Here is a 17141-nt window from a genome sequence, read left to right on the forward strand (position 1 = left end):
CGCCCGGTTACATTCCGAACCCGGAAGCTAAGCCTTACAGCGCCGATGGTACTGCAGGGGGGACCCTGTGGGAGAGTAGGACGCCGCCGAACAATTATTGGAGAAAACCCCCGCACCTTCCGGTGCGGGGGTTTTCTGCGTTGTTCGGCAGATGTGATTGAAGGGGCCCTCGTGGCCCCTTTTTCGTTATGGCTAGAGACGCCCTGCGGATTTGAGGGCGAGGTAGGCGTCGGCGAGGGCCGGTGCGAGTTCTTCAGGGGTGGCGTCGACGATCGTGACGCCGTGGCGGCGGAGCTGGTCCGCGGTGCGATGGCGTTCGGCCTGGGACTGGGCGGCGGCTGCGGCCTCATAAACGGAATCCGTGGTGCCACGTGACGTGGCCATTCGGGCTACGTGCGGGTCTGCCACCGAGGCGAGCAGGACCGTATGGCGCTGGGTGAGCTGTGGGAGTACGGGGAGGAGGCCCTCCTCGATGGGGGCCGCGTCCAGGGTGGTGAGCAGGACGACCAGGGACCGGCGGGGAGCCGTGCGGAGGACGGTGGCGGCGAGGCCGCGGGCATCGGTCTCGACCAGTTCGGATTCCAGCGTCGCCATGGCGCTGACCAGCGACGGCAGGACGTCGCCCGCGGTGCGGCCCTGAACCAGGGCGCGTACACGGCGGTCGTAGGCGAGGAGATCCACGCGGTCCCCGGCGCGGGTGGCCAGGGCGGCCAGGAGCAGCGCCGCGTCCATGGAGGAGTCCAGGCGCGGAGCGTCGTCCACACGGCCGGCGGAGGTTCGGCCGGTGTCGAGGACGATGAGTACGTGGCGATCGCGTTCGGGGCGCCAGGTACGTACGGCGACCGTGGTCTGGCGGGCTGTGGCACGCCAGTCGATGGACCGGGTGTCGTCACCGGGGACGTACTCGCGCAGGCTGTCGAACTCCGTGCCCTCGCCTCGGGTGAGGACGCTGGTGCGGCCGTCGAGTCCGCGCAGACGCGCCAGCTTGGAGGGAAGGTGCCTGCGGCTGGTGAACGGCGGGAGGACCCGTACCGTCCAGGGGACCTTGTGGGTGGCCTGGCGGGTGAAGAGACCCAGGGGACCGTAGGAACGGATCGTCACGCGGTCGGCCTGGTGGTCGCCGCGACGGGTCGGCCGGAGGCGCGTGGTGGTGCGCCGGCGTTCGCCCGGTGGGACGGTCAGCTCCTGGCGGGAGGCGGTGGATTCGGTGCCCGGTCGCCGGCAGCTGGGGGGCCAGGCGTCACGAAGGCGGGCGCGGAGCGGCCGGTTGGAAGGGTTGGTGACCGTGAGGCTGATGTCGGCGCTCTCCCCCAGGCGCACGGAGGTGTCGCCGGAGCGGGAGAGGCGCAGACGGCGCACGGGGGCGGCCAGGGCGTAGTCGCAGGCGCAGGCCAGGGCTAGAGGGCCGTTGACCGCGAGGATGCCCGTCCAGCCGGGTTCCCAGATGCCGACGGGGAGGGAGCACAGAGCCGCGAGGAGCGCGGCGCGACCGGTGGGTGCCATCAGCGGGGAACGGGGACGTTGGCGAGGATCGCGTGGATGACGGAGTCGGCGGTCACGCCCTCCATCTCGGCCTCCGGGCGGAGCCGTACGCGGTGACGGAGTGTGGGCGGGGCCAGGGCCTTCACGTCGTCCGGGGTGACGTAGTCGCGGCCGGTCAGCCAGGCCCAGGCGCGGGCGGTGGCGAGGAGGGCCGTGGCACCGCGCGGGGAGACGCCGAGGGAGAGGGACGGGGACTCGCGGGTCGCGCGGCAGATGTCGACGACGTAGGCCGTGATCTCGGAGGAGACGGTGGTCTTGGCGACCTCGGCGCGGGCGGATTCCAGGTCGGCGGCGCTCGCCACGGGGCGTACTCCGGCGGCGCGCAGGTCGTGCGGGTTGAAGCCCGAGGCGTGGCGGGTGAGGACGTCGATCTCGTTCTGGCGGGAGGGGAGGGGGATCGTGAGTTTGAGGAGGAAGCGGTCCAGCTGGGCTTCGGGGAGGGGGTAGGTGCCCTCGTACTCGACCGGGTTCTGGGTGGCCGCGACCAGGAACGGGTCGGGGAGGGGGCGGGGGGTGCCGTCGACGGTGACCTGGCGTTCCTCCATCGCTTCGAGGAGGGAGGACTGGGTCTTCGGCGGGGTGCGGTTGATCTCGTCGGCGAGGAACAGGTTGGTGAAGACCGGGCCGGGCTGGAAGGAGAACTCGGCCGTGCGGGCGTCGTAGACGAGTGAGCCGGTGACGTCGCTCGGCATCAGGTCCGGGGTGAACTGCACGCGCTTCGTCTCCAGGCGGAGGGAGGCGGCGAGGGCGCGGACCAGGAGGGTCTTGGCGACGCCGGGGACGCCTTCGAGGAGGACGTGGCCGCGGCAGAGCAGTGCCACGACGAGGCCGGTCACGGCGGCGTCCTGGCCGACCACGGCCTTGGCGATCTCCGCGCGCAGGGCCTCGAGGGACGCGCGGGGGTCGCCCGGGTTCCCGGCCGGCCCGGCGTTGTCAGTGGTCGGGTCCATCATGGACGGCGTACCTGCCTTTCGAGTTCGTCGAGCTGTCCGGCGAGGGAGACGAGGGCCGCGTCGTCGCCGGGCGGCGGGCCGAAGAGGAGGGTGTGCGGGGACGGCCCGGTCTCCTGGGCGCCGTGGAGGTGGGCGGACAGGGCCGGGAGCAGGACCTCGGGCGTGTGCGCCTGGGGCACGGGGATGCCTACCAGGGGGGCGAGGCGTGTGCGGGTGGTGGAGCGAAGAGCGGCGGCGGCGCGGTCGCGGGCGTTCACCTTGCGGTAGAGGCGGGCGCGGCCTTCGACGGTTTCGGAGGCGCGGACGGCCACGGGGAGTTTTTCGGGGACGAGGGGGCCGAGGCGGCGTGCCCGCCACAGGGCGGCGACGGCCGCGGCGACGAAGAGTTGCAGGGTGCCCCAGAGCCAGCCGGAGGGGAGCAGGTCGAAGAGGCCGCGTTCCCCGTCGTCCGCGGCGGTGGTGTCGGAGAGGGAGGGGAGGTACCAGACCAGATGCGGGCGGGAACCCAGGAGTTGGAGGGCGAGCGAGGCGTTGCCGTGCTCGGCGAGGCGGTCGTTGAGGAGGATGTCGGGGGCGCCGAGGACGATCGTGTCGCCCGCGGAGGTGTCCGCGGACTCGTTTCCGGGGGCTTCTCCGGAAGAGTCCTGGGACGGCTGCTCGGCGGCCGGTTCCGGGAGGCGCAGGAGGGTGGCCAGACGCTGGCTGCGGTAGCACGTGTCGGCGTCGGGGCGGGTGGTGGTGTAGCGGTGACCGCCGGTGTCGGCGGTGCCCGCGCGCCGGGCGGCGGGGAGGTCGCAGCCGGTGCCCGGGGACAGCGTCGGGTCGAGGCTGAGCGCGGGGTCGGCGGTGACGCCGGGGGCGAGGCGCTCGACGGACGCGCTGCCGGGGGCCACCAGGACGGTGCGTCCGCCGGAGCCGGCGGCGGCCGAGCGCAGCCGGGTCTGCTGGGATTGGGTCAGGAGGTCGGGGGCGGCGACCAGGAGGGTGGTGTCCGGGCCGGTGGTGGCGCGCGCCTCGGCCAGGGTGGTGACCACGCGGGTGGTCACGCCCCGGTCGGCGAGGAGTTCGGCGACGGCCCGGCTGCCGTAGGGGTCGGCCGAGCGCGGGTCGAGTTCGCCGTGCCGGGCGTCGGAGCGGACGACGGCGATCGCGACGGCCCCCGCGAGGAGCAGGACGAGGGCGAGTGCGATGCCGCGCGTGCGGGTCCACAGGTGGCGGGCGGTGGGCGAGGCCGAGGTGGACGGGAGCGTGGCCTCGGTGGTCATCCGGCGGCTCCCCGGCGGGTGTGGTGGTCCGTGCCGCGGGCGGTGGTGCTGCTCGCCGTCTGGGGCCGGGTGCGTTCCAGGTCGTGGTCGAGTACGGCGACGCGCCGGTACGCCTGCTCGGTCGCCGTCCGGCCGCCGTACGTGACGTCGTCGAAGGAGCGGGCCGCGGCGCGGAGCCGGTCGCCGTGGACGGGCAGGGCCCGGCCGGCCTCGGCGGCCGCCTCGTCGGCGGTGCGGCCGGGACGCGGGTCGAGGAGGGCGCGTTCCTCCAGGGACCGGACGATGGCCCGCATGCGTTCCTGGACGGCCTGGTTCCAGTGGCCCTGGGCGGCGTGTGCCTCGGCCGCGGAGCGGTGTTCGGCGGCGCTGCGGGGGCGGTCGTCGAAGAGGGAGGCGCTGGTGCCGGGCTCCCGGCGGGGGGTGCCCAGCCGCCACCAGAGGGCGGCGGCGACCAGTGCGACGGCGGCGATGACGACGACCAGCCCGAGTGTTCCTCCGGGAGTCGCGGCGGAGACGGCGCTGAACAGGTCGTCGAGCCATTCCCAGAAGGCGTTGAGGGCGCGGTGGAACCAGCTGGGGTCGTTCTCGTGGTACACGCGCTTGGCCAGCTCGCGCCGGGCCGCCTCCCGGGCGGGGTCGCGTGGTGTCGTCAGCGGTGGTCCGTCGTCGGAGCGCGACAGCGCCGGCGCCAGACCGCGGCCGGAGTTCAGCAGGGCCCGTACGGCGGTGTGCGGCAGCACCTCGGTGAGGACTCCCCCCGTCCTGCTCACCGCATCAGCTCCCCGGGGTCGTGCCGGGAGCGCCGTATCCCTGGACGCCGGCGGCGCGGGCCAGTTCGAGGTCGAGGGCCTCGCGGCGGATGCGCTGGTCGATGTAGAGGAGCACGGTGACCCCTGCCGTGATCGGGAAAGTGATCATGGAGCCGATCACCGAGCCGATCCCGCTGATCACGAGGAAGGTCCAGCCGAGGCCGCCGCTGCCGTTGACCAGACCGCCGATCCCGTCGCCGCTGAAGGCCGCGGCGAGGAAGGTGAAGGGGATGACGACGATCGACGCGACGACGTTGGCGATGATCGTGGCCAGCAGCTGGATGCCGAAGGTCCGCCACCAGGAGCCCTGTACGAGCTTGGTGGAGCGGCTCATCGCCTTCACGATGCCCTGCTTCTCCAGCATCAGCGCGGGCGAGGCCAGGGAGAAACGGATCATGAGCCATCCGGCGACGACCATGGCGGCGAGGACGCCGAGGACGCCGAGTGCGATGGCGGCTCCCCCGCCCGCTGTGACGCCGACGACGATTCCGGGCAGGGCGCCGACCGCGACGATCCCGGCGGTGATGACCAGCAGCAGGAGGACCAGGCCGAACAGCCTCAGTACCTGAGGACGGGCGTCGCGCCAGGCTTCGCCGGTGGTCACCGACCTGCCGAGGACGGCGCGGCTGGTGACGGTCGTCAGCAAGGCGGTCGCCACGACCGTGCCGACCAGGGAGACCACGAAGAGGACGACCGAGCTGATCATGGTGCCGGCCATCGCGTCGCCCAGTTCGCTGAGGGTCGCGTCGGGGTCGTTCAGGGCGTCGGTGCTCGCGCTGTCCAGGAACAGGCCCTGGAGCAGGACGACGATGACCTGCGTGACGACCGCGACGGTCAGCGAGATGCCGAGGACCGTGCGCCAGTAGGCGCGCATGGTGGAGACCGCGCCGTCGAGGATCTCACCGACGCCGAGCGGGCGCAGCGGGATGACCCCGGGCTTGGCCGCGGGCGGCGGGCCGCCCCAGCCCGCCCCCCAGCCGCCGTACCCGCCGCCCCAGCCGCCGCCGGGGCCCGCGGGACCGCCGGGGCCGTACGGGCTCTGGGGACCCTGGGGGCCGTGGCCCGGGGGCGGGGTGCCCCAGCCGGGGCCGGGAGGCGGCGGAGGCGGTGGGGTCTGGCCGGTGCCCGTGGAACCCGCGGGCGCGGACCACTGGCCGGGTGGCGGCTGCTCCGAGGACCACTTCGTGCCGGGGCCCGCCGGGTCCGCGCCGGGCTGGCCCGCCGGCTGGTCGGGGCGGCCGGCGGGGCCGGACGCGCCGGGCTGCCGCCCGTCGGACGGGGCGGATCCGGGCGAGGTCCAGCCCGGAGTGTCGTTCATCGTCGCTCCTTCACGGTGCCCGTCCGCGGTCGCGGCGGCAGGTTGGCAGCCATCGTGCCATGGGGTGGCCGGACGGTGACCGGCCGCGGTAGGTGCTGCGCACCTTCAATTGTCCGCCGGATAGGGGGAAGACTGACCGCATGGCTGATCAGTGCGCGCAGACCGGCGAGGACAAGCGGCCGACCGACATACCGGCCCTCCGCTGGGAGGAACCACCCGAGGGACCGGTCCTGGTCCTGCTGGACCAGACCAGGCTGCCGGCCGAGGAGGTCGAACTGGTCTGTACGGACGCGCCCGCGCTGGTGGAGGCGATCCGTTCGCTCGCCGTGCGCGGGGCGCCGCTGCTCGGTATCGCCGGTGCGTACGGTGTCGCGCTCGCCGCCGCGCGGGGCTACGACGTGGACGACGCCGCGCACGCGCTGGCGGGGGCCCGTCCCACCGCGGTGAATCTGGCCGTCGGCGTGCGCCGGGCGCACGCCGCCCACCGGGCCGTGCTCGCCCGGGGCGGCGGTGCCCCGCAGGCCGCCGAGGCGGCGCTGGCCGCGGCGCGGGCGCTGCACCGGGAGGACGCCGAGGCCAGCGCCCGCATGGCCGCGCACGGGCTGGCGCTGCTGGACGAGCTGCTGCCCGGGGGCGGGCACCGCGTCCTCACCCACTGCAACACCGGGTCGCTGGTGTCCGGCGGCGAGGGCACGGCGTTCGCGGTGGCGCTCGCGGCGCACCGGGCGGGACGCCTGCGGCGGCTGTGGGTGGACGAGACGCGGCCGTTGCTGCAGGGCGCCCGGCTCACGGCGTACGAGGCGGCCCGCAACGGCATGGCGTACACGTTGCTCACCGACAACGCGGCGGGTTCGCTGTTCGCGGCCGGTGAGGTGGACGCGGTGCTGATCGGGGCGGACCGGATCGCGGCGGACGGGTCGGTGGCGAACAAGGTGGGGAGTTATCCGCTGGCGGTGCTGGCCCGGTACCACCACGTGCCGTTCATCGTGGTGGCGCCGTTGACGACGGTGGACCCGGACACGGCGGACGGGGCGGCCATCGAGGTGGAGCAGCGGCCCGCGTACGAGGTGACGGAGGTGTCGGTGCCTCAGGTGCCGGTGCCCGGGGCGGGCAGCGGCGTTCCGGTCGCCCCCTTGGGGACGCAGGCGTACAACCCGGCGTTCGACGTGACCCCGCCCGAGCTGGTGACGGCGGTCGTCACGGAGGAGGGCGTGGTCTCGCCGGTGACGGCGGAGGCCCTGGCCGGGCTGTGCGCCGCGCGGGCGCGTCGGGTGACGGAGGCCTGACGGGGCCGACGGGGTGACATCAAGCGGCTTCGGAAGCCGTGTGGGCAGCCTCCAGTTCGCGCAGTCGGGCCGGCTGCCGAAGGAGCCGGTCGAGCTGTCCCACGGCCTGGATCACGTCGGGGTCGAGGGATTCGGCGTAGATGTCCATCGTCGTTGAGATCCTGCTGTGCCGAAGGATCGTCTTGACGATGCGCGGGTGCACCCGGAGGTGCACCAGGAGCGTGCCGCAGGACTTGCGAAGCCCCTTCGGGTTCATGTGTCCGAGCCGCTCCTTCTCGATGACGCGTTGCATGACGATGTACAGGTGCGCCGCCTGGAGGGGCCGGCCGGTGCGGGTGACGAAGACGTGCGCTTCCGGGTCCTCGAACCAGGGGAGCCCGCGGGCGGCTGCTCGTTCCCGGAGCCAGGCCGCGCGCATCCGGGACCAGCGCAGCGGAGCGATGCACTGAGCGGGCAGCGGCAACGGGGCCTTGGACGTGTCCGTCTTCAGGTCCGCGTCGATGGTGCCGGCGCTGCTCCGCTGCCGTTGCTGCTCCACCCAGATCACCCGGTTGTCGAGGTCGATGTTCTCCCACCGCAGGCCGCACACCTCAGCCCGGCGCAGACCGAGGAGGCAGAGCAGCAAGAACGCCGGGTAGTACGGCGTGAGCCGGCGAGCGGCGGCGAGGAAGCGGAGGACCGTCACGGCGTCCCAGCTCTTGCCGCTGTTCGTCGTCGCGCGTACGTGGACGAGCTTGGCCACGTTGCGGGTGAGCCCGATGTCCTCGACCATCGCGGCCGTGAGCGCCGCTGAGAGGACCCGCAGCGCCCGCTTAGCAGTCTTGGCCCCTTCGTCCTCTGCGAGTTGCTGTACGGCCCCGCGTAGCTCCTTGACGCCCAACTTCAGCATGACCTTTGAGCCCAGGCGGGGGCGCAGGTGATGCCGCACGGCTGTCTCGTACGTCCGGTAGCTGTTGTGCGCCAAGTTGGGCTTGACCACGATCTCTAGCCAGTAGTCGAACCACTGCCCCAAGGTCATGTCGCGCGTCGGGGTCGGGATGCCACCGCTTGCCCGGTCGATCAGCTCGCGACGCTTCCTGTCACACTCGTCGAAGCTGCGGCCATAGGCGTACTTCCGCTTCACCGTGCCGTCCGGCTGGAGGACGTACACAGCGGCCTGGTAGCGACCGTCAGCACGTTTCGTGACCGTCCCGGAGCCGTTGGGGTTCCGCTTGCGACGCGGCATCAGTCGGTCTCCTCCAGCCGCGTACGGATGTACTCCGCAACTGCGCTCTCAGGTATGCGTCGGCAACGGCCTTCAGTGAAGGAGTGGAGCCGCTTCGTGCGGATGAGGTCGTAGACCTTGGAACGGCCGTACTTGAGCCGCGCCATGACCTCAGGGACAGTCAGCAGCGCGGGCGGCGGTGCGGTGGTCATGCGGCGGCTCCTTCCAGGGCGAGCAAGGCGGGTAGTTCCTCGCGCGAGATCTCCCGGTTGTGCTGGATCTCCCGGCGGATGTTGGCGGCGAGCCAGGATTCGCCGGGGGTGTGTCCGTGGCCGGCGTAGGTCCAGTGGGCGAGGGTCAGGGTGGTTGCCTCCGTGTCGTCGGGGTCGGGCAGGCCGAGCGCCTGGCGCTGCTGGGCGGCGCGGTAGTCGGCACGGACTTGGCGCAGGGCGCCGAGGGTGGTCGAGTAGCGGCGGGACTTCGTGGAGAAGTGGCCGCGGAAGCCGAGCATGTGGGCCCAGTCGCGGAGCTTGCGGTCCGGGTAGAGCGGGTGGAGGTCGAGGCAGGCGGCGATGAGCCGGGCCGGGTGGTCGGGCACGCCGAGCAGGGCGAGGGCCTCTTTGTTGCCGATGCGGCGGTCCACGGTGCCGGTGGTCTCGGCGGCCTTGGTGGCGTACTTGGCGACGTAGGAGGCCACGGCCTGTTCGCTGATCTCCTCGCCGTCCCCGAAGGCCCGGATGGGGCGTACGTCGAGCTGCTCGCCCCAGCGCAGGGTGCGGGCAGGTTCCGTGCGGGCGGGCTGGTCGGGGTCCGGCTGGTAGGAAGCCGGGGGCACGTCGACCTCGACGCGGGCGGCGGCGGCGCGGATGGCGTCGGTGAGCAGGTCGAGGGTGGCCCAGGCCGGCGGCGGGGAGTCGGGGCCGTCCGGGCCGTCGAGGCGGATCACGGCATGGAAGTGCACGGCGCCGCGCTTCTGGTACTCCGCGACCTTGCCGAAGGCGACGCAGGACTGTGCGTGTGCTTCCTTCTGGGTGAGTCCGGCCCGTCGGGCGATCTCTCGGCGGAGGTAGATCGTGAAGTAGCGCCACAGGTCGGATGCGTGGTTGTTCCACAGCACCGCGCCCGCGTAGTCGTACCGGTCGGGGTCGAGCGGGGTGCCGAGTTCGGGGGCGTCCTCCTGGTGGTGGGTGCCGCAGCGGCAGGGCCGGGTGCCGGGGCGGTTGTGGACGGGGCCGAAGGAGGGGGCGGTGAGGGTGGCGAAGACGCGGGGGTGATCGCGGATCGTGTCGGGGGTGCCCTTGGCCGGGTCGCCGACGAGGCCGGCCCGGATGAGGTGGTAGGTGTCGCCGGCGTAGGTCCAGGCGCAGGACGGGCAGCGCGAGGCGCGCCGGTTGCCGCAGGCGACGCGGAGGCGTCCGCCGGGTTCGGTGTCGGTGGAGTAGGCGTGCAGCACCGTGCCGGTGGTGGCGTCGCGGGTGACGGTGGAGCCGTGCAGGTGGATCGGGTCGGAGCAGCCGCCGGTACGGCGGATCTGGTCTTGGATACGGTCGAAGCCGGTGGACCCGGCCAGCCTCAGCACGTCGGCGAGGGTGGCCGGGTCCAGGCCCGCCATGGTGGCGGTGTCGTTCACGCGGTCACCCCTTGTTGTGGGCGGAGCCGTGGTGGGTGTTCCAGCCGTCGACCATGGCCTTCACCTGGTCGTCGCCGGTGGCGGTGGCGCGGGCGCCGCAGTGGCACACGGCGAAGCCGGTGGCGGGGGCGTTGGGGGACGGCTTGGCGACGTGGAGGCCGGGCCGGTCCTGGGTCGGGGTCAGGTCGGTCATGGCGGTCACCTCGCGGCCGGCGCGCGGAACAGGCGACGCGGCATGCGGGGGTAGACGCCCCAGCCCCAGCAGGCGGGGCAGTCGATGCGGACCGTGTTGCGCTGCCCGTCGCGGTCGCGGGTCCCGCGGTCGATGGCCACGGTGGCGAAGCCGTCGCAGTGCGGGCAGATACGGGCGGCGAACGGGTCGTGGTGATGCATGATGAGGACAGCCCTTTCGGATCGGAAGATCGGGAAGCGGTGGACCGTCCGGGGCGGCGGATGTTTGGCGACGGATGCCGCCCCGGACGGGCGTTACTTGGGCTTGTGCTTGGTGGCGCGGTTGATCGTGTAGGTGAGTCCGCCGGTGGCCGACAGGACCGCGACGGCAGCGCCGGCGACGACCTGGACGACGAAGGCGATGACCAGCAGCAGCGCGACCGATCCGGCGACGACGACGAGCGTCATGCAGATGGGTCCCTTGTAGGAGCGCGGGGCCTGCTGGACGATCACGACGCGGCGCAGGTCGGTGCCGGGCGGGATCTGCCGGTAGAGGTCGGCGGGGATGTGTCCGGCGCGGATCTGGTCTTCGGGCAACTGCACGGCTGTCGCCTCCTTTCAGGTGCAGCGGTGGGTGCGGGCGGCGAGTTCGGCGGCGGAGCGGTCGCGGTGTTCGGTGGAGAAGCCGCAGTTCGGTGCGGTGCACGCGGCGGTGTGCCGGGTCTGGCCACGGCCGTTGTTGTAGGTGCCGACCTGGACGGGACCGACACGGATCACGTCGTAGAAGCGGTTCGGGCGCACGGGATCACCTCCTGTTAGGTGAGTTGGGCGACGATCGCGCCGGCGAGTTCTTCCGGGACGCCTAGGCGGGCGCGCAGAGTGGCGGTGTCGATGTCCGTGCCGGTGCGGGCGCGGTGGTCGGTCGCGACCTTGCGGGCGTGGTCGACCAGGGCCGGGGGCACCGGCGGGCGGGCAGTTTTCGGCAGTGCCGGGACCGGTTCCGGGGCCGGGTCCGGGAACGGCTCGGGATCCGGGGCGGGCGGCTCGGGGCGGTCGACGACCGACACCGGCCGGGGCGCGGGCGCCGGGGCGGGATCGGTCGGGGCGTGGGCGAGCAGGGTGCCGCCGAGGAAGGCGAGCGCGGGCCAGCCGGCGACGAGGATGCGCAGCCAGGCCGGGACCTGCTTCAGGTCGAGGAGTCCGGCGGTCGCGATGTTCGCACCGAGGGAGGCCACCAGGGCGACCAGGAACCAGAACCAGGCCAGCTTCGAGCGCTCGGTACGCAGGCGTCGCCACACGGCGACCAGCAGCAGGTCGACGCTGACCGGGTAGGCCCATGCTTTCCAGCCGGTCTGTCCGGCGGCCTCAGCCAGGTCGTGCAGGTGGGCGAAGGACAGCGCACCGGCGATCACGGCCTGGATCAGTACGGCGTCGACGCGGGGACGCAGCGAACGGAACACTGGGTGTTCACCTCCTTTCCGGGAGTCAGTTCTCGGCGGGGAGTTCGCCGGCGCCGAGGCAGCTCAGGCAGATGCCGGTCTGGCGGCCGACCGTGCGGCGCTTGCGGCCGACCTGGACCGGTCGGGAGACCTCACCGATGCCCTTGCAGGCCGGGCACGGCACGGTCGGGGGCGTCCGAGGGGCGGTCGGCTTACGTCCGGCCATGTCGTTCACCAGGCCCAAGGCGAGTCGGTGGCGTCCTCGGGCGGTTCGTCCTGGTAGTCGTCCATGACGTCCGGCGAGTTGTTCAGCGCGGACAGCAGGGCCGATTCCAGCGGGTCCACCGGACGCGGGTCAGGCTCCGGGAACGGGATCACACTCATCACGATCTCCCTTCACGTCAGGGCTGTGGCGGCACCAGCGGCGGGACGGTCGGCTTCGGGGGCACGGGCCGCGCGGGCGGCACGACCGGGGTGGCCGGCCGGAACGGGGCGAGGAACGGCAGGTCCGGGGTGAGGTGGGCGAAGTCGCGGCAGATGGCCGCCGCCTGAGCCGGGGAGGTCTCCGGGGTGCGGATACGCGACCAGCCACCGGAGGTGTCACCGGCCACCGCGACGCCGGGCCGGTCCGCCCGGATCGAGGTAGCGGCCATTACCGCATCCGGGGCGATGTCGCCCAGGCCCATTTCCGCCGTCTGCTTGTCGTTCACGCGGTGGACCACCCGGCCGGTGAGCTGCGCCCGCAACGCGGTGGCGCCCCTGCCGAGGTCGGAGCCGAAGCGCTGCCCGCACACCTCCAGATAGATGCCGACCGCGCGGGCCATCTGCGCCAGGCGCACGAGCTGCATCACCGTGTGGTCGCGGGCCGCTTCCTCCTTCTTGGAGGTGACGAGGAACAGTTCTGCCACCTCGTCGATCAGGACGACCAGCGGCACCGGCCGCAGATGCTCAGGCAGGTCCCACATGTCCGAGACGCCGTACAGGGCGAGGAGATCGAACCGCTCGCCCATCTCCAGCACCAGGGCGTCTACCAGGCGCCCGGCCATGTCCGGATCCGTGGCCAGCGCCGACAGACGAGGCGCGTACCGGCTGTGCTCCACACCCCGCTTGCAGTCGATCCCGACCAGACCCACCGGGAGTTTGGCCAAGCCCATGACCAGGTTGCGCTGGTAGACGGACTTGCCCGACAGCGTGGCGCCCACGGTCAGCGCCATCGGCACCTTGCGGTAATCCCGCTCAAAGACCGTGCCGTCCTCGCGCAGCGCCACCGGCACCACCAGGTCACGAGGCTGAGCCCGACGCGGCAGACGGACCCGGCGCAGCACGTCGTAGCCGGTCATCCGCAGTTCCACGAAGCCGGGCTTGGTCTCCGCGACGGTGACCGACTGGACACCGAAGGCGTGCCGCAGCCGCTCACACGAAGCGGCCACGTCGGCGGGCTCCAGACCGGCCGGCAGCCGCAGGGTGACCCGCAGCCCGGTCGACACCGGACGGAAACGGCGAACCTTCGGCGGCACCGGCCGCACCTCACGGCGAGCCAGGTTCCGGGTCATGAAAGCGCGGAAGCCGGACGGCTGCACCGTCAGCCCGCACACCTCCATCGTGGAGCGGTAGGACCAGGTGAACCGGCCCCACGTCACCGGCAGACCCACCAGCGACCAGTACACGCGCGGCGCACGGTGCTTGGCGTAGCCGACACCGCCGGCGCCCGCCAACGCTCCCGTGGCTTCCAGCCACAGCGACAGGTCGGTCATGGTCAGGCCCCCAGCGGGGTGACCGCGACCGCGCGGAACGCGATGCCGTGGCGCTTCTGGCCGTTGAACTCGTTCTCCCAGTCCCGCGCCTTCAGCCCGGTCACCGCCACCGGCGTACCCGGCACGAGGTCCTGCGGGACACCCGTCTCGGGCACGGTCACCTGGTAGAGGTTGCCCTCCCCCTCGTCCGAGATCAGCAGACCCACGGTCGACAGGCCGGCGCCGGTGTCCCGGTCCACGGCCCGCTCACCGGTCTTCTTGTTGGCCATCTTCGGTTCCGGCGCGGTCGCCACGAACACGATGGCGGTCGAAAGGTCGATCTTGAACGACGGCATAACTGTCCTCTCATCCCTGAGGCGCCCCTTGTGAGCAACCTCTCTAGAGATGCCTCCATGGAACGCCGGATCTCTAGAGATGTCAACACGTCTCTAGAGATGTCTCCGTGTGGTGGTAGAGGGCCAGCCGCAGGTATGTCGAGCGACGCAACTCCGCCTAAGGTGTCTAGAGAGGAAAGGAGGGATCACATGGCCACCCAGGGCAGCGGGCGCCAGCCGAAGTACCAGCGCATTGCCGACGAGCTGAGGGAAGCGATCCAGGCCGGCGAGTACGGCCCAGGCGAGCGGCTACCAGGGGAGAACGACCTCATGGCCACCTACGAGGTGGCTCGCATGACCGCACGGCAGGCTCTTGGAGTGCTTCAGAACGAGGGTCTGGTCGAGTCCCGGAAGGGCGCCGGCGTGTTCGTGCGCGATTTCAAACCGCTGAGGCGCCGGGGCATACAACGACTGTCCCGTGAGCAGTGGGGTTCCGGGCGTTCGATCTGGTCGGCAGACATCGAGAACCGCAACCTGGTCGTGGACCAGCTTCAGGTGTCCGAGTCTCCCGCGCCGGAACGCATCAGCCAGGTATTCGACATGCCCACCGAGGCGGCGGTGTGCGTGCGAAGCCGCCGCTTCGTACTGGACGACAAGCCCGTCCTTCTGGCCACGTCCTACCTTCCTGCGGATCTGGTGGCAGGTTCAGCGATCACACAGGAGGACACCGGCCCCGGTGGCACGTACGCGCGGCTGGCTGAGCTCGGTTACAAGCCAGTGCACTTCCGCGAGGAGATCCGTTGCCGGATGCCGTCGCAGCAAGAGGCACAGCGCCTACAACTCGCTATGGGCACACCGGTAATCATGATTTGTCGTACCGCCTTCGCGGAGGAAGGACGCCCCGTCGAGGTGAACGAGATGATCCTCGACTCTGCTGCGTACGTCCTTGAGTACGACTTCGACGCCTGATCAACCAACCCAGGTGTCAGGTTTCCGCGCCACACCGTAGATCCGGGCAACCTGATCGGCGGACAGCGTTGGCGACAGCCCGGACAAGACCCGCACGAGATCATCAACGGCCAGCACCAGGACGGGCGGGTTCGCGCGCTTGACGGTGACTTTCGCCGCATGCACGACAGAAATCACGGGACGGACGGGTACGTCGACACCGCAGCGTCGGGACAAGGTACGAGATATGCGGCGTGCCTCCGATTGGCTGATGGCGATGTGGCGAGTGGGAGCACCGTTCACGGTCATGGCCGCGTCGCCGTACCAGATGGACTTGCCGCGATGCCGTTTGGAGTTGATCGCGAAGACGCCGGCGGGACCAATGGCAAGGTGATCGATGTCGGCGCCGCTCGCCCACTGGATGGCGTGAAGGGTGGACCAACCCCGGCTGCGGAGCCGGCGCAGTCGCCGGGCCGTCAGCAACTCGCCGGTGAGGCCATCCGACCAACTACGGATCTCCGAGCCGGGCCGCCAACGGTCGATCAGCCGCAGCACTGGATTCGGTTGCAGTTCGAGGATCTTTCGACGCACCGCGTCGCCTGGTCTGTTCAGTGCCAGATCACCAGCTAACGGCTGCACCGCACCTCCTTGGCCATGGCCCACTCCCCAAGACCATCACGGAGGCATGACCAGTTCCAAGACCCGTCTTGGCCAGGATCTGTTACAGATTTCTCTACCTCATCAAGCCCCGGCTGCGCTCCGCTCCGCCGGGCGCGCTCCCGGCTCCGCTCCGGGCGCCGCTCCTGCCTTCGGCCCGCTCCGCCCGCGCTGCGCCGACGCGCGCCCACTGCTGCAAGCGCCGGTGTACATGAGTCGATCACCGTAGAGCGCCTACAGGTCAAGGCGATGCCTCCGGCGGGGGATCGGCCGGCACCGGGATGGAGGGGGCGCCGTTCCCGGCCGCAGGTCCGTAGGTGGCGTGCGCGGGGAGCTTCCATCCCGTCCACCGTCGACCCAGGCAGAGCCGAGCAGACGCGGCCCAGGGCGTCCAGGTCGTTCGTACAGTGGCGCGCTCCACCTGGACGCCCTGAACCACGCCCGCTCCACGGTGTGTGGGTCGACGGCGGACGGGATGGAAGCTGGGGTGAGTGGTGGGTGAGGCCGGTAGGGCGGGTGTGAGCTGCTAAAAAGGCCAATTCGCGCCCTACCGACATCATGGTGCATTCGCTCACTATCGGGCGCATGGCGGTCGCAAGCGGTCGAAGCCCATGTCAGCTCTGTTTGAGGCGCGAACCCACAGTCACCAGTCGCGGCCACATCGATCTCATGGCCGAGATGTGCGAAGAGTGCTGGAACCGACTGGCAAACGACCTTGCGGCGGTCGAAGGGGCGACAGCGCCACCGTGCCCGACGCCGGATGACGACGACCTGGAACTGAGCGGACCGTCGACGTGCCGCAGGTGTCACGCGGTGGTTCGCAGGTACCCGACCTGCTATGACCGCTGGGTCGACCTGGCGACCGTCGAGCTGCCGGCCAAGCGAGTCCCCGAGCGCTACCGGTGGCGCCTCATGAAGGCCCCCACCTCGTACGCGCCGATCGTGATCGCTGTCCGAGTCCGAGCCATCGATCCGTTGCCCAGTGATCCCATCGTCCCGGCTCACGCGTTCCTCTGCCCTGCTGAGCATGCAGAAACGCCTGACATCCTTCCCTGACATCAACGTCGGCGGACCGGGGCAGACAGTGACGGTCCCCTACGACTATCGTCACAGGCCAGTGACCTGCCTCACCTGCGCGTCTGTGTCCGTTATGAGAATGGGATGATGTCGTTTATGAAGGGACGAGTCCTTGTCGTCGACGACGACACCGCACTGGCCGAGATGCTCGGCATCGTGCTGCGTGGTGAGGGTTTTGAGCCGTCTTTCGTAGCCGACGGCGACAAGGCGCTGGCCGCCTTCCGGGAGAGCAAGCCCGATCTGGTGCTGCTGGATCTGATGCTGCCGGGCCGGGACGGGATCGAGGTGTGCCGTCTGATCAGGGCGGAGTCCGGGGTGCCGATCGTGATGCTGACGGCCAAGAGCGACACCGTCGATGTGGTCGTGGGCCTGGAGTCGGGCGCGGACGACTACATCGTGAAGCCGTTCAAGCCGAAGGAGCTGGTGGCCCGGATCAGGGCCAGGCTGCGGAGGTCGGAGGAACCGGCGCCGGAGCAGCTCGCCATAGGCGACCTGGTCATCGACGTGGCCGGGCACTCCGTGAAGCGGGACGGGCAGTCGATCGCGCTGACGCCGCTGGAGTTCGATCTGCTGGTGGCGCTGGCCCGTAAGCCGTGGCAGGTCTTCACGCGTGAGGTGCTCCTGGAGCAGGTGTGGGGTTACCGGCACGCGGCGGACACGCGGCTGGTCAACGTGCATGTGCAGCGGCTGCGCAGCAAGGTCGAGAAGGACCCCGAGAAGCCGGAGATCGTGGTGACCGTCCGGGGCGTCGGTTACAAGGCGGGGCCGAGCTGA

Annotated in this window: 22 protein-coding genes and 1 rRNA gene; 5 read left to right on the forward strand and 18 right to left on the reverse strand. The window is 71.3% G+C overall.

What is annotated here, in order from left to right:
* A 5S ribosomal RNA gene (gene rrf / locus ACY1JF_RS22865) occupies positions 1 to 92 on the forward strand; the annotation flags it as partial.
* A gap of 100 nt (positions 93 to 192) precedes the next feature.
* On the opposite strand, the gene ACY1JF_RS22870 is transcribed toward rrf, so the two are convergent.
* From ACY1JF_RS22870 to ACY1JF_RS22890, 5 genes are read right to left on the reverse strand one after another with little or no spacing between them, the layout of a single operon-like run.
* Positions 193 to 1503, reverse strand: a complete 1311-nt coding sequence (locus ACY1JF_RS22870) for a DUF58 domain-containing protein (RefSeq protein WP_462707073.1) — start codon at positions 1501 to 1503, stop codon at positions 193 to 195.
* Positions 1503 to 2492: an AAA family ATPase gene (locus tag ACY1JF_RS22875; RefSeq protein ID WP_462707074.1), complete on the reverse strand. Its 990-nt coding sequence runs from the start codon at positions 2490 to 2492 to the stop codon at positions 1503 to 1505. Before ACY1JF_RS22875 ends, ACY1JF_RS22870 begins: the two co-directional genes overlap by 1 nt.
* On the reverse strand, positions 2492 to 3760 hold the full coding sequence (locus ACY1JF_RS22880) for a DUF4350 domain-containing protein (protein WP_462707075.1): 1269 nt from the start codon (positions 3758 to 3760) through the stop codon (positions 2492 to 2494). Before ACY1JF_RS22880 ends, ACY1JF_RS22875 begins: the two co-directional genes overlap by 1 nt.
* Positions 3757 to 4530 (reverse strand): DUF4129 domain-containing protein, encoded by a 774-nt coding sequence (locus tag ACY1JF_RS22885; RefSeq protein ID WP_462707076.1) that lies wholly within the window; start codon positions 4528 to 4530, stop codon positions 3757 to 3759. The genes ACY1JF_RS22880 and ACY1JF_RS22885 overlap by 4 nt, the downstream gene beginning before the upstream one ends.
* Before the next feature lie 4 nt (positions 4531 to 4534).
* Positions 4535 to 5887, reverse strand: a complete 1353-nt coding sequence (locus ACY1JF_RS22890; RefSeq protein ID WP_462707077.1) for a glycerophosphoryl diester phosphodiesterase membrane domain-containing protein — start codon at positions 5885 to 5887, stop codon at positions 4535 to 4537.
* Between the two features lie 140 nt (positions 5888 to 6027).
* Between ACY1JF_RS22890 and mtnA the strand changes: the two genes are divergently transcribed.
* On the forward strand, positions 6028 to 7173 hold the full coding sequence (gene mtnA, locus ACY1JF_RS22895; RefSeq protein WP_462707078.1) for an S-methyl-5-thioribose-1-phosphate isomerase: 1146 nt from the start codon (positions 6028 to 6030) through the stop codon (positions 7171 to 7173).
* Between the two features lie 19 nt (positions 7174 to 7192).
* On the opposite strand, the gene ACY1JF_RS22900 is transcribed toward mtnA, so the two are convergent.
* The 12 genes from ACY1JF_RS22900 to ACY1JF_RS22955 form a co-directional block, all read right to left on the reverse strand.
* Positions 7193 to 8398 carry a tyrosine-type recombinase/integrase gene (locus ACY1JF_RS22900; protein WP_462707079.1) on the reverse strand — a complete coding sequence of 402 codons (1206 nt, stop codon included), beginning with the start codon at positions 8396 to 8398 and terminating at the stop codon, positions 7193 to 7195.
* Complete coding sequence (locus ACY1JF_RS22905) at positions 8398 to 8589, reverse strand: helix-turn-helix domain-containing protein (RefSeq protein WP_462707080.1); 192 nt, start codon at positions 8587 to 8589, stop codon at positions 8398 to 8400. Before ACY1JF_RS22905 ends, ACY1JF_RS22900 begins: the two co-directional genes overlap by 1 nt.
* Positions 8586 to 10007 carry a replication initiator protein RepSA gene (repSA, locus tag ACY1JF_RS22910; RefSeq protein WP_462707081.1) on the reverse strand — a complete coding sequence of 474 codons (1422 nt, stop codon included), beginning with the start codon at positions 10005 to 10007 and terminating at the stop codon, positions 8586 to 8588. The genes ACY1JF_RS22905 and repSA overlap by 4 nt, the downstream gene beginning before the upstream one ends.
* A 4-nt stretch (positions 10008 to 10011) precedes the next feature.
* Positions 10012 to 10200 carry a hypothetical protein gene (locus ACY1JF_RS22915; protein WP_462707082.1) on the reverse strand — a complete coding sequence of 63 codons (189 nt, stop codon included), beginning with the start codon at positions 10198 to 10200 and terminating at the stop codon, positions 10012 to 10014.
* 5 nt (positions 10201 to 10205) lie between these two features.
* Entirely contained in the window at positions 10206 to 10400 is a 195-nt protein-coding gene (locus ACY1JF_RS22920; RefSeq protein WP_462707083.1) for a hypothetical protein, read from the reverse strand.
* A gap of 93 nt (positions 10401 to 10493) precedes the next feature.
* The gene (locus ACY1JF_RS22925) at positions 10494 to 10781 is read right to left on the reverse strand and encodes a hypothetical protein (RefSeq protein WP_462707084.1); all 288 of its coding nucleotides are present in this window, start codon (positions 10779 to 10781) and stop codon (positions 10494 to 10496) included.
* A 15-nt stretch (positions 10782 to 10796) separates the two neighbouring features.
* Positions 10797 to 10979, reverse strand: a complete 183-nt coding sequence (locus ACY1JF_RS22930) for a mobile element transfer protein (RefSeq protein ID WP_462707085.1) — start codon at positions 10977 to 10979, stop codon at positions 10797 to 10799.
* Positions 10980 to 10993: 14 nt separating this feature from the next.
* The gene (locus ACY1JF_RS22935) at positions 10994 to 11638 is read right to left on the reverse strand and encodes a DUF2637 domain-containing protein (RefSeq protein ID WP_462707086.1); all 645 of its coding nucleotides are present in this window, start codon (positions 11636 to 11638) and stop codon (positions 10994 to 10996) included.
* Between the two features lie 25 nt (positions 11639 to 11663).
* The gene (locus ACY1JF_RS22940) at positions 11664 to 11843 is read right to left on the reverse strand and encodes a hypothetical protein (RefSeq protein ID WP_462707087.1); all 180 of its coding nucleotides are present in this window, start codon (positions 11841 to 11843) and stop codon (positions 11664 to 11666) included.
* A gap of 5 nt (positions 11844 to 11848) precedes the next feature.
* Positions 11849 to 12001, reverse strand: coding sequence for a hypothetical protein (locus ACY1JF_RS22945; protein WP_462707088.1), 153 nt, complete (start codon positions 11999 to 12001; stop codon positions 11849 to 11851).
* Between the two features lie 17 nt (positions 12002 to 12018).
* Positions 12019 to 13371 (reverse strand): FtsK/SpoIIIE domain-containing protein, encoded by a 1353-nt coding sequence (locus ACY1JF_RS22950; protein WP_462707089.1) that lies wholly within the window; start codon positions 13369 to 13371, stop codon positions 12019 to 12021.
* A gap of 2 nt (positions 13372 to 13373) precedes the next feature.
* Positions 13374 to 13706, reverse strand: coding sequence for an SCO3933 family regulatory protein (locus ACY1JF_RS22955; RefSeq protein ID WP_462707090.1), 333 nt, complete (start codon positions 13704 to 13706; stop codon positions 13374 to 13376).
* 189 nt (positions 13707 to 13895) lie between these two features.
* Here ACY1JF_RS22955 and ACY1JF_RS22960 point away from each other — a divergent pair, with 189 nt between their 5' ends.
* Positions 13896 to 14654 carry a GntR family transcriptional regulator gene (locus ACY1JF_RS22960; RefSeq protein ID WP_462707091.1) on the forward strand — a complete coding sequence of 253 codons (759 nt, stop codon included), beginning with the start codon at positions 13896 to 13898 and terminating at the stop codon, positions 14652 to 14654.
* On the opposite strand, the gene ACY1JF_RS22965 is transcribed toward ACY1JF_RS22960, so the two are convergent.
* Positions 14655 to 15272 (reverse strand): nuclease-related domain-containing protein, encoded by a 618-nt coding sequence (locus ACY1JF_RS22965; RefSeq protein ID WP_462707092.1) that lies wholly within the window; start codon positions 15270 to 15272, stop codon positions 14655 to 14657.
* A gap of 696 nt (positions 15273 to 15968) precedes the next feature.
* Here ACY1JF_RS22965 and ACY1JF_RS22970 point away from each other — a divergent pair.
* The gene (locus ACY1JF_RS22970) at positions 15969 to 16346 is read left to right on the forward strand and encodes a DUF6083 domain-containing protein (RefSeq protein WP_462707137.1); all 378 of its coding nucleotides are present in this window, start codon (positions 15969 to 15971) and stop codon (positions 16344 to 16346) included.
* A 105-nt stretch (positions 16347 to 16451) separates the two neighbouring features.
* Positions 16452 to 17141 carry a two-component system response regulator MtrA gene (mtrA, locus tag ACY1JF_RS22975; protein ID WP_003990656.1) on the forward strand — a complete coding sequence of 230 codons (690 nt, stop codon included), beginning with the start codon at positions 16452 to 16454 and terminating at the stop codon, positions 17139 to 17141.

It is taken from the genome of Streptomyces sp. SYSU D01066-1, from assembly GCF_054956795.1.